Below are 11,699 nucleotides of genomic sequence, written 5' to 3'. Positions count from 1 at the left end.
GGGGCGGGCCGACAGGGGGGCCGTGGTCTGCACACACTGGCCGGCCGAGTCGACACCTCGGCCGGTCCCGGCAGGAAGCAGAGACGACAGGTGACAGAAGCGATCCTCCTGGTCGGCGGCAAGGGCACCCGGTTGCGCCCGCTCACGGTGCACACCCCGAAGCCGATGGTCAGGGCGGCGGGGGTGCCGTTCCTCACGCATCAGCTGGCGAGAGCGAGAGCGGCGGGCGTGGACCACATCGTCCTGGCCACTTCCTATCTGGCGGAGGTGTTCGAACCGCACTTCGGTGACGGTTCGTCCCTCGGCCTCCACATCGAGTACGTCACGGAGGACGAGCCCCTCGGCACGGGCGGCGCGATCCGCAACGTTGCCTCGCGGCTCCACTCGGGTCCCGACGAACCGGTCCTGATCTTCAACGGCGACATCCTGACGGGCCTGGACATCAGGGCCCTGGTCCACACCCATGAGACAACGGGCGCGGACGTCTCCCTCCACCTCACCAAGGTCACGGACCCGCGTGCCTACGGCCTGGTCCCCACCGATGAGACGGGCCGAGTCCTGGCCTTCCTGGAGAAGCCCCAGACCCCCGAGGAGATCGTCACCGACCAGATCAACGCGGGCGCGTACGTCTTCCGCCGCTCGATCATCGACACGATCCCGGCGGGCCGCCCGGTGTCGGTGGAACGGGAAACCTTCCCGGACCTGCTGGCCGCCGGCGCCCACCTCCAGGGCCTGGTCGACTCGACGTACTGGCTCGATCTCGGCACCCCGGCGGCCTTCGTCCGAGGCTCGGCGGACCTGGTCCTGGGCCGAGCCCCCTCTCCTGCGATCCCGGGCCGCTGCGGCGACCGCCTGGTCCTCCCCACGGCCCGGGTGGCTTCCGACGCCAAGCTGACGGGCGGCACGGTGGTCGGCGAGGGTGCCTTCGTGGCAGAGGGCGCGAGAGTCTTCGGTTCGACGATCCTCCCGGGCGCGGTGATCGAACCGGGCGCCGTCATCACCGACTCCCTCATCGGCACCCGGGCCCGAGTCGGCGAACGCTCCGTCCTCACCGGCACGGTCATCGGAGACGGCGCGATCATCGGCGCCGACAACGAACTCCGGGACGGCATGCGGGTGTGGTGCGATGCGCGGATTCCGGCGGGGGCGGTCCGGTTCTCCTCGGATCAGTGAGGGGGCCGGGGGCCGGGGGTGCCTGGGTGGGTGGCTTCTGGGCGTAGGGGGTCGGGGGTGCGCTTCTTCGCCTACCGAGTCGGGTGGTGGATGGGCACAGGCCTGGGGGTCTGGGGACGGAGCCCCCAGGGACGCCAAGTGAAGCCCCCGGCACCTCACAACGCCCCGATGTCACCCCGCGGCATCTTCGGCGCCCGCCTCGCCGGAGTCCGCCCGCTCAGCAGGATCAACCGAACCGCCCGATGCCGCTGCCCCGCATACGGCTCCAGCAACGACAACATCACCGAGTCGTCCGCGTCCCGGTCCCCGGCCAACGCCCACCCCACGATCCCCGGCAGATGCAGATCCCCCACGGTCACCGCATCCGCCGCCCCATGACTCCGCTGCACGGTCTCCGCGGACGTCCACACCCCCACCCCCGGCACCACCTCCAACCGAGCCCGCGCATCCTCCGCGGACATCGCCCCCGCCTGCTCAAGCCGCGCGGCAACCCGTACGGCACGCAGAATCGTCGAGGCCCGCTTGTCGTCGACCCCGGCCCGATGCCACTCCCACGACGGGATCAACGCCCACGCCCGCGGCGCCGGCATCACCCACATCCGCCCGCCCACAGGACCAGGACCGGGCGCCGGCACCCCGAACTTCCGTACCAACAACCGCCAGGCCCGATACGCCTCGTCGGTCGTCACCTTCTGCTCCAGCACCGACGGGATCAACGACTCCAGCACCAGCCCGGTCCGCGTCAACCGCAACCCCGGCCGCCGATGCCGAGCCACCGCCACAAGCCGATGCCGAGGCACGAACGCCTCAGGATCGTCACCGGCCCCAAGCATCTCCGGCAACCGCTCCAACAACCACTCCGCCCCCGGCCCCCACGCCTCCCCCCGCACCTCACCCCCGTGCGCGGACACCCGCAAGGTCCCCGGCCCCACGGGCGTAAGACTGGCCCGCCACACAGCCCCGTCCACATCCACCCGAAACGTCGGATCCCCGGGCCCCCGCCGCAAGGGCCCAAGCACCAGCCCCAGATCAACCGGCCAGTCCGACACCCACCTCCGCACCCGCCCGGCCTCCACACCCTGCCGAGGCACACCCCCGGGCACGACGACATCCCCGCCTCGCACAGTCGTACGAGTGGGCCGAGGAGCAAAACGTCCGGCCACAGTGAGATCCAGGGGGTGATGTGAGATACCTGAAGAGTCTTACGAACCTAGGTCGTAGCGCCCCTTTTTTAGGGGCGCGGGGAACTGCGCGACCAGCCACAGGCGACCCGCACTCGCAACGGACACCAGCCCCAACGGCGATTCACCGCACCTCAATAAACGCCCCCGCATCCCGCTCAGCCCGAGCCGCAGGCGACGCCGCCGCATGCCCCACAGCCACCGCCCCCATCGGATCCCACCCCTCCGGCAACCCCAACACCCCCCGCACGACATCCCGGCAGAACATCGTCGACGAAACCCACGCCGACCCCAACCGCTCCCCGGCAAGCGCCACCAGGAAGTTCTGCACACCCGCCCCCGCCGCCACCACGAACATCTCCCGCTCCGCCCCGTCCCGCCGCACATCCCCGTACGTGTGCGCCCCGTCCATGACGAGACACGGCACCACGAGATACGGCGCCCCGCGCAGCACATCCCCCCGCCGCACCCGCTTCGCGATGGACTCCTCGGACTTCCCGTCCCGCCGCAGATCCGCGATCCACGCGTCCCGCATCGCGTCCAGCAACGCCCCCCGAGACTCGGCGGACTCCAGCAGCACGAACCGCCACGGCGTCGTGTGATGCGGCGCCGGCGCGGTCACCGCCGCGGCCACGGCCCGTCGTACGGCACCGGGGTCGACCGCCTCGTCCGTGAAGGCCCGTACCGTACGGCGCTGGGTCACCGCCTCCCGTACCGCCTCCGACGTCCCGAGCCGGAACATGTCGTCGCGCCCGCCCCGCACGATGGCCCGCGCCCCCAACCCGTCGTCCTCGGCGGTCACGACATGCGGCAGCCCCCGCACCACGGCGACCGGCAGCCCCGCGGCCTTGCCCTTGACGAGATCACCGGCGGCGGCCAGTTCGTCGGCCGTAGCCACGACGGTCGCGCTCAGCGGATTGCCGTAGGCGTCCGTGCCCCCGCGCAGATCGTCCAGCACGCGCACCCCGGCGGCGCCGATCGCGACGTCCGTGAGCCCCGTGCGCCACGGTCGCCCGAAGGTGTCGGTGACGACGACGCCGACGTCGACGCCGAGCGCGTCCCGCAGCCCGTCGCGGATCGCGCGCGCGGACGCGTCCGGGTCCTCGGGCAGCAACAGCACGGTTCCGGCAGGGGTGTTGGAGGCGTCGACGCCGGCCGCGGCCATGATCAGCCCCTGCCGGTTCTCCACGATCCGCAGGGCCCCGCGCCGCGCGACGACCCGTACGGTCTCGGCGTCGATCGCGGCCTCCCGGTCGGCCGCCTCGACGATCCGGCCCTCCGCCTTGGACACGATCTTCGAGGTGACGAGAAGTACGTCCCCGTCGACCAGCCCGGGCTCGGCCGCGGCGATCAGTTTAGCCAGGTCGTCCCCGGCCGCCACCTCGGGCATCCCGGGCACGGCCCAGACCCGGTACCCCTCCACCGGCGCCACCTCGCTCATACCGCCCGCACCTCCTCCGCCAGCGCCAGCGCCTCCCGCGCCATCCGCGCGGTCGCCTCGGTGTCGGTCATCATCAGCGGTACGGCCCGGCAGCGGATGCCGGCCGCCTCGACCTCCGGTACGGAGGCTTCGTCCACGGTGTCGACGAGCCAGCCGTCGAGCAGCCCCGAGCCGTAGTGCTCGGCCACCGCCGTGGCCGTGGACTCCACGCCCACCGCCGCGAGCACCTTGTCGGCCATCCCGCGCACGGGCGCGTCCCCGACGATGGGGGAGAGGCCGATCACCGGCACCCCGGCCTCGGCGATCGCCTCCCGGATGCCGGGCACGGCGAGGATGGTGCCGACGGAGACGACGGGGTTGGACGGCGGGAAGAGGATGACGTCCGCCTCGGCGATCGCCTCCAGGACGCCGGGCGCGGGCTTGGCCTGCTCGGCCCCGACCGGCACGACGGCCTCGGCGGCGACGGACGCGCGCAGCCGTACCCAGTACTCCTGGAAGTGGATCACCTTGCGCTCGCCGTCCACCTCGACGGCGACATGCGTCTCGACGCGGTCGTCCGTCATGGGGAGAAGTCGTACTCCCGGCTGCCAGCGGTCGCACAGCGCCTCGGTGACCGCGCTCAGCGGGAACCCGGCGCCGATCATCTGCGTCCGCACGATGTGCGTGGCGAAGTCCCGGTCGCCGAGCCCGAACCACTCGGGCCCGACCCCGTACGCCCCGAGCTCCTCCTTGAGGTGGAAGGTCTCGTCGGCCCGACCCCAGCCCTGTTCCTCGTTGATGCCGCCGCCGAGCGTGTACATCACCGTGTCGAGGTCCGGGCAGACCTTCAGCCCGAAGAGGTGGATGTCGTCCCCCGTGTTGCCGATCACCGTGATGTCCGCGTCCGGCACGGCCTGCTTGAGACCGCGCAGGAACCGGGCACCACCGATACCGCCTGCCAGAACCACAATGCGCATGGGGACAAGTCTTGCAGGCGGGTCCGACAACGCGGCGGGCAGTCGCCGGATCGAGGGCCGGGCGGTCGTCGTGGCGCGCGCCCGGCGGTCACCGCGTCGCGTCAGGCGGTCACGGCGTCGACCGGCTCGGACCCGGTGCGCCGCGCGCACGCCGTGTGCATCGGCATCTCGGTCAGGCCGGGGAAGTAGACGTGCAGGCTTATGGCCGGTTCGAGGGTGTCGTTGACGACCTCGTGGACGTACCCCGGCGCGAACACCCGCTGCGCGCCCGCCCCCAACGCGCGCGTGCCCCGTTCGGTGCGCTCGGTCAGCGTGCCGTCCAGGACGGTCAGCACACCGGAGGAGGGGCCGTGGTCGTGCAGCCCGCTGCCCTGTCCGGGCACCCAGGACAGCAGCCACACCTCATAGCCGGGGCCGGTGCGCAGCCGGTGGTACCAGCGGGTCGTCGCGTCGAACTCGACGAGGTGCTCCCACTGGGCGCGGTCGGCCGCGACGGAGCGCGCCAGGCCGACGAACTCGGCCACGGTGGCGGGGTGTTCGCGCGGCGGCTGGAGGAGGTGCGGGACTTCGAGGATGTCGCCGGCGATCTGGAGGTCGCTGTCGCTGTTCATGGGGGTGCGGTAGTTCCTCGGCGTAAGAAGTAACGGCGGGGGGCTGGGTGTCACCAATGAAGAAAGCAGGCAGGGCCGGAGCGCGTGGGCTCAACAGCCGGAACAGCAACAACAGCTACAGCGAGCGTGGGCAGCACCGAGGGACCCGGCGGTGCGGGTCGAGGTGGATGCCAAGTTCGCGAGCATGCCCACAAGGACAGCGGTTCACACCCGCACTGTCAACTCGACGCCCGGTATGTGGGACATGTTTCACCTCATCCGGTTCATCTCCGAGGTGAAAGGTTTGTTCAGGTGTCTACCGGGACACATGGCGCACAACCGGGCGCACAAACCCCAGTGGAACGAGATCGAACTCCTGGGCGTCCTCCCCCGTACAGGCTCCGTCCCGGGGTAGGAGGCGCTCGGGGGGTCTCTTCTGCTTGTCAAGGTTTATGCCGATTTGAACACTTTCCGCTAGCCCTTGGTTCCGCAGAGTGAATAAGGGGCCCAATAGCAGATCTCGGCTTGACTCGCCCGGAGCAGCACACTTGTAATTTCACTCGTGTCGTTCAGCCGACATCGGTAACGGCCACATCACGGGGACGCGAAAGACAGACGAGGGGCGCACATGACCGAGCTGGTGCAGCAACTGCTGGTCGACGACGCGGACGAGGAACTCGGCTGGCAGGAGCGCGCGCTGTGCGCCCAGACCGACCCCGAGTCCTTCTTCCCCGAGAAGGGCGGCTCCACCCGCGAGGCCAAGAAGGTCTGCCTGGCCTGTGAGGTCCGCTCCGAATGCCTCGAATACGCCCTCGCCAACGACGAACGCTTCGGCATCTGGGGCGGCCTCTCCGAGCGGGAACGCCGTCGGCTCAAGAAGGCCGCCGTCTGAAGCCGGACAGCACACCTCCGGACATACCTCGGGACATACCTCGGGACATACCTCGGGACGTACCGAACGGCCCGTCGCAGCTGGGTTATCCACAGGCGGCGGGCCGTCGTCATGCCCAGCCGATAGTGTGGGCGCTCGTCCGAGACGTACCGCGGTCCCCTCGGGACACGGGCGTCCACCGCAGTCCATCGAACCGGGGCCCGTACCTCGATGTCCGTGCACAGCCACACGGCAGGCCAACACGACGCTGCCACTCCTGAGTTCCCGCGTCACGTGGTGACCGCGGTGCTCGTCTCCCACGACGGCGCCCGCTGGCTGCCCGACGCGCTCGCCGGGCTGCTCGGCCAGGAGCGCCCCGTGCAGAGCGTCATGGCCGCCGACACCGGCAGCGCGGACGACTCCGCCCAGCTGGTCACCGACGCCCTCGGCGCCGACCGCGTGCTCCACCTCGCCCGGCGCACCGGCTTCGGCCAGGCCGTCGAGGAGGCCAACCGCACCGCGCCCCTGCTGACCCCGGACGAGCTGCCGTACCTGAAGCGCCCCAGCGGCTGGGACCCCGTCACGCGCACGTGGCGCGACGACGCCTACGACATGCCCGAACTCCCGTACGGCGAGCCCGTCCAGTGGCTGTGGCTGCTGCACGACGACTCCGCCCCGGAGCCGGACGCCCTGGCGCAACTGCTGCGGGTCGTGGACCAGGAGTACGAACTGGGCCGCGACGACGTGGCCGTCGTGGGCCCCAAGCTGCGCGGCTGGTACGACCGGCGGCAGCTGCTGGAGGTCGGCGTCACCATCGCCCACTCCGGCCGCCGCTGGACCGGCCTCGACCGCCGCGAACAGGACCAGGGCCAGCACGACCACGTACGGCCCGTGCTGTCCGTGTCCACCGCCGGCATGCTCGTCCGGCGCGACGTCTTCGACGAACTCGGCGGCTTCGACCGCCGGCTGCCCCTGATGCGCGACGACGTCGACCTGTGCTGGCGCGCCACCGCCGTCGGCCACCGCGTCCTGGTCGCCCCCGAGGCAGTCGTCCGGCACGCCGAGGCGGCCTCCCGCGAGCGCCGCGCCGTCGACTGCGCGGGCCGCACCGTCGCCTCCCCGCACAAGGTCGACAAGGCCGGCGCCGTCTACACCCTGCTCGTCAACAGCCGTACGGCCGTGCTGCCCTGGGTCCTCTTCAGGGTCGTCGTCGGCACACTGCTGCGGACCGTCGCCAACCTCGTCGGCAAGGTCCCCGGACAGGCGCTCGACGAGATCCGCGGCCTCCTGGGGACCCTGTTGCGCCCCGAGCGGATCCTCGCCGGACGGCGCAGGCGCGCCGGCGCCCAGATCGACAAGGCCGAACTGCGGCCCCTGTTCCCGCCGCCGGGCGCGACCGTGCGGGCCACCTTCGAACAGGTCGCCGGAAGCTTCGTCGACACCTCCGACCCCGAGATCACCTCCGGGGCGGGCCGGCACGGCGGTGCTGTCGAGTCCGGACCCGGCGGCGACGACGCGGACTTCCTGGAGATCGAGCAGTTCGCGCGCGTGAAGCGCATCGCCCGCAAGCCGGGCCCGGTGCTGTTCCTGGTGCTGCTGCTCGTCTCCCTCGTCGCCTGCCGCGGCCTGCTCGCCAGCGGCGCGCTCACGGGCGGCGCGCTGCTGCCCGCCCCGGGCGACTCCAGCGAGCTGTGGTCCCGCTTCCTGGACTCCTGGCACCCGGTGGGCGTCGGCGGCACCCCGTCCGCGCCGCCGTACCTCGCGTTCGTCGCGATGCTCTCCTCGCTGCTCTTCGGCTCGACCGGCCTCGCGGTCACGGTCCTGCTGGTCGCGTCGGTCCCGCTGGCCGGGTTCACCGCCTACTTCGCGTCCCGCCCGCTCGTCGAGTCCCGTCTGCTGCGCGCGTGGGCGGCCGTCGTCTACGCCTTCCTGCCCGCCGCCACCGGCGCCCTCGCGGGCGGCCACATCGGCACCGCCGTGCTCGCCGTACTGCTCCCGCTGATGGCCCGCGCGGGCATCGCGGCCGGCGGCCTCACGCACGCTTCCGGGGCTCGCGGCAGCTGGCGCGCCACCTGGGCGTACGCCCTGCTCCTGACGGTCACCACGGCCTTCACGCCGATCATCTGGCCCATCACGCTGCTCCTGGGCGTCGCGTTGCTGGCCGTGCGCCGCGGCGACCTCGTCGGCTACGGTCCGCGCTTCCTGGCCCAGTACGGCACCCCGCTGCTGATCCTGGCGCCCTGGTCGCTGACCCTGCTCCCGTTCGGCTTCTTCCAGCAGGCGGGCCTGGAGTACGGCTCCGGGTCCGCGTCCCCCCTCGACCTGCTCGGCGCCAGCCCCGGCGGCCCCGGCACGGTCAGCGGCCTGATGCTCATCGGCATCGTCCTGGCCGCGCTCGCCGCCCTGCTGCGCAGTGAGCGTCAGTTCGGAATCTGGACGGCCTGGGGCGTCGCCCTGGTGGGCCTCGTCTTCGCCGTCCTGTCCAACAGCTCCACCTGGGCGGGCCCCGCGACCCTCGTCTACGGCCTCGCCCTCCTCGCCGCCGCCGCGCTCGGCGCCGACGGGGCACGCGCGCGTGTGGCCGAGCAGAGCTTCGGCTGGCGCCAGCCGGTGGCCGTCCTGATCGCCTTCGCCTCGGCCGCGGGCCCGCTGCTCGTCGCCGCCGGCTGGATGATCCGCGGCGCCGACGGCCCCCTGGAGCGCCACGACCCGACCCAGGTGCCCGCGTTCGTCGCCGAGGAGAGCGGCACCCGGGACCAGGCCCGCACCCTCGTCCTCGACAGCGACTCCGCCGCGCACGTCGGCTACATGCTGGTGCGCGGCTCCGGCACCCGCATGGGAGACGGCGAGTTCGCCGCGGCGGACGGCGAGAACACCAAGCTCGACAAGGTCGTCGCCAACCTCGTCGCCGGCTCCGGCGCCGACCAGGCCGACGAACTCGGCGGCTTCGCCGTGCGCTACGTCCTCGTCCACAAGGGCGCGCCCCGCGAGGTCAGCCGCGTCCTGGACGCCACCCCCGGCCTCAGCAGGCTCAGCCAGGCCGACGGCAGTGCCCTGTGGCAGGTGGACGAGGAGGTCTCCCGCGCGGCGATCGTCACCGGCTCCGCCACCCCGAAGCCCGTCGCCGCCGGACCCGTCGACATCCACACCACGATCCCGTCCGGCGCCACCGGCCGCGTCCTGCGCCTCGCCGACTCCGCCGCCGCGGGCTGGACAGGCACCCTGGACGGCAAGCCGCTCACCCGCACCACGGTCGACGGCTGGGCCCAGGGCTTCGAACTCCCCGCCTCCGGTGGCAGGTTGGACGTCACCTACGACGACCCGATCGGGCACACCGCCTGGCTGTGGACCCAGGGCGCGCTCGCCCTCGTCCTCGTCGTGCTCGCCCTCCCGGGCCGCCGCCGCGAGATCGACGACGACCTCCCCGAGGAGGAGCTGATCCCGGCCCAGGCGGTCGCGGGGGAGGGCCGCCGGGCCCGCCGCCTGCGCGCCCAGGCGGAGGCCGAGACCACCGACGAGACCGACGACCCGGCGGACACCGGCCAGTTCGACGCCTTCGCGACGAACACCACGCCTCCTCCGGAGGAGGAGGCCGTCGCCGCGATCCCGCAGCAGCAGTCCTACGGCGAGTGGGACGCGGCGAGCTACGCGGGCGCCGAGTACGGCACCTACGGCGGCGAGCAGTACCAGGCCAACGAGCAGTACCCGGCGGGTACTTACGACCAGTCGTACCAGGCGGACCCCTACCAGACCGGTCAGGGCGGCCAGTACGACCCGTACGCGTACGGCGGCCAGCCCGCGACACCGGCGTACGACCCGACGTACGACCCGGGCTACGACCCGAACCAAGGGCAGAACCAGGGTCAGAACCAGGGTTACGACCCGAACTACGACCCCGCCTACGACCCGACGTACGACCCGGACCAGCAGCAACGACCGCACGGCAACGAGCGCCCCGACGGGAGCCAGCAGTGAACCGCCCCACCCTGTCCCTCCTCGCCGGCGTGGTCGCGCTCGCCGCCGTCACCGGGTTCGCCGAGATGAAGGCACCGGCCGCGTCCGGCACCGGCACCGCAAAGGAGGCCGCCCGGCTGCCCGTGGAGCGCACCAGCCTGCTCTGCCCGGCACCCAGCACCTCCGACCTCGCCGACACCTCGTACACGTCCTTCACGCCCGTCACGACGGGCACGGACAGCGGCGGCAAGGCCGAACTCCAGTCCGCCACCGAGGAGTCGGGCGACGGCACGAGCAGCAAGAAGAAGCCCGTCAAACCCGTCCTGGAACCGAAGGCCCCCGGTACCCCGGCCACCGGCGACAGCTCCGGAGCCGACGCGCCCGCGCTGCTCGGCACCGCCGAGGGCAAGTACGCGCCCGGCTGGTCCGTCCAGGAGACCACCGAGGTCGCCGCGGGCAACGGACGCGGCCTCCAGGGCGTCAACTGCACCGCCCCGGACACCGAGTTCTGGTTCCCGGGCGCCAGCACCGCCACCGGCCGCACCGACTATGTGCACCTCACCAACCCGGACGACTCCGCAGCCGTCGTCGACATCGAGCTCTACGGCAAGGACGGCGACCTCAAGTCGACGGTGGGGGAGGGCATCACGGTCGAGCCGCACGCCAGCGAGCCGATCCTGCTGTCCACGCTCACCGACGACCCGGAGACCGACCTGACCGTGCACGTGAGCGTGCGCAGCGGCCGGGTCGGCGCGTCCGTGCAGGCCCTCGACTCCAAGCTCGGCGGCGACTGGCTGGCCGCGTCCACCGACCCGGCGGGCAGCCTGGTCATGCCGGGCATCCCGAAGGACGCCACCTCCGTGCGGCTGATCGCCTTCACGCCGGGCGACTCGGACGCCGACCTGAAGGTGCGGCTGTCGTCACCCACGGGGATGATCACGCCGGCCGGACACGAGACCGTGCACGTGAAGGCGGGCATGACGACCGCCGTCGACCTGGGCGACGTCACGCGCGGCGACCCGGGCTCCCTGGTGCTGACACCGACCGACCAGTCCGTGCCGATCGTCGCCGCGCTGAAGGTCGTACGGGGCAAGGGCAGCAAGCAGGAGACGGCGTTCATCCCGGCGACGAGCGCGGTCGGCACGCGCGCGACGTCCGCCGACAACAGCGCCAAGGGCTCGACCCTGTCGCTGGTCGCGCCCACCCGCACCGCGACGGTCAAGGTCACCGCGTCCGCGGGCAGCGGCGGCGGTACGCCGGTCTCGAAGACGTACACGATCAAGGCCGGCACCACCGAGGACGTCGAACTCCCGGTCCCCGCAGGCCTGAAGGGCACCTACGCGCTGACGGTGGAACCGCAGTCGGGCGGCCCGGTGTACGCGGCCCGCACGCTGTCGGCGACCGAGGAGGGCGTACCGGGCTTCACCATCCAGACGCTGCCCGACGACCGAGGAACGGTGTTGGTGCCCCAGACGGACGAGGACCTGTCGGTGCTGCAGAAGAAGTAGGAGCCGGGGCACGCGCGCGTGGGGA

Annotated in this window: 8 protein-coding genes; 4 read left to right on the top strand and 4 right to left on the bottom strand. The window is 72.3% G+C overall.

What is annotated here, in order from left to right; all coding sequences use genetic code 11:
- Positions 1-90 precede the first annotated feature (90 nt).
- Positions 91-1,173 carry a sugar phosphate nucleotidyltransferase gene (locus tag OG407_RS21585; protein WP_405860330.1) on the top strand — a complete coding sequence of 361 codons (1,083 nt, stop codon included), beginning with the start codon at positions 91-93 and terminating at the stop codon, positions 1,171-1,173.
- Positions 1,174-1,328: 155 nt separating this feature from the next.
- Here the strand turns inward: OG407_RS21585 and OG407_RS21580 are convergent, their stop codons facing one another.
- The 4 genes from OG407_RS21580 to OG407_RS21565 form a co-directional block, all read right to left on the bottom strand.
- Complete coding sequence (locus tag OG407_RS21580; protein WP_405860328.1) at positions 1,329-2,336, bottom strand: DNA-3-methyladenine glycosylase family protein; 1,008 nt, start codon at positions 2,334-2,336, stop codon at positions 1,329-1,331.
- Between the two features lie 142 nt (positions 2,337-2,478).
- Positions 2,479-3,795, bottom strand: a complete 1,317-nt coding sequence (locus OG407_RS21575; RefSeq protein ID WP_405860326.1) for a coenzyme F420-0:L-glutamate ligase — start codon at positions 3,793-3,795, stop codon at positions 2,479-2,481.
- Entirely contained in the window at positions 3,792-4,751 is a 960-nt protein-coding gene (gene cofD / locus OG407_RS21570) for a 2-phospho-L-lactate transferase (RefSeq protein WP_403603350.1), read from the bottom strand. Before cofD ends, OG407_RS21575 begins: the two co-directional genes overlap by 4 nt.
- 101 nt (positions 4,752-4,852) lie before the next feature.
- Positions 4,853-5,362 (bottom strand): cysteine dioxygenase, encoded by a 510-nt coding sequence (locus OG407_RS21565; RefSeq protein ID WP_405860323.1) that lies wholly within the window; start codon positions 5,360-5,362, stop codon positions 4,853-4,855.
- Positions 5,363-5,969: 607 nt separating this feature from the next.
- Here OG407_RS21565 and OG407_RS21560 point away from each other — a divergent pair.
- The 3 genes from OG407_RS21560 (at position 5,970) to OG407_RS21550 (ending at position 11,674) form a co-directional block, all read left to right on the top strand.
- On the top strand, positions 5,970-6,233 hold the full coding sequence (locus tag OG407_RS21560; protein ID WP_003975777.1) for a WhiB family transcriptional regulator: 264 nt from the start codon (positions 5,970-5,972) through the stop codon (positions 6,231-6,233).
- A gap of 210 nt (positions 6,234-6,443) precedes the next feature.
- Complete coding sequence (locus OG407_RS21555; protein ID WP_405860321.1) at positions 6,444-10,187, top strand: glycosyltransferase; 3,744 nt, start codon at positions 6,444-6,446, stop codon at positions 10,185-10,187.
- Positions 10,184-11,674, top strand: coding sequence for a DUF5719 family protein (locus OG407_RS21550; RefSeq protein ID WP_405860319.1), 1,491 nt, complete (start codon positions 10,184-10,186; stop codon positions 11,672-11,674). The genes OG407_RS21555 and OG407_RS21550 overlap by 4 nt, the downstream gene beginning before the upstream one ends.
- Positions 11,675-11,699 lie beyond the last annotated feature (25 nt).

Source organism: Streptomyces sp. NBC_01515 (genome assembly GCF_045040345.1).
Lineage (GTDB): Bacteria > Actinomycetota > Actinomycetes > Streptomycetales > Streptomycetaceae > Streptomyces.
The sequence above is the reverse complement of the archived record's forward strand: the minus strand, read 5'-3'. Positions and strand labels throughout refer to the sequence as shown.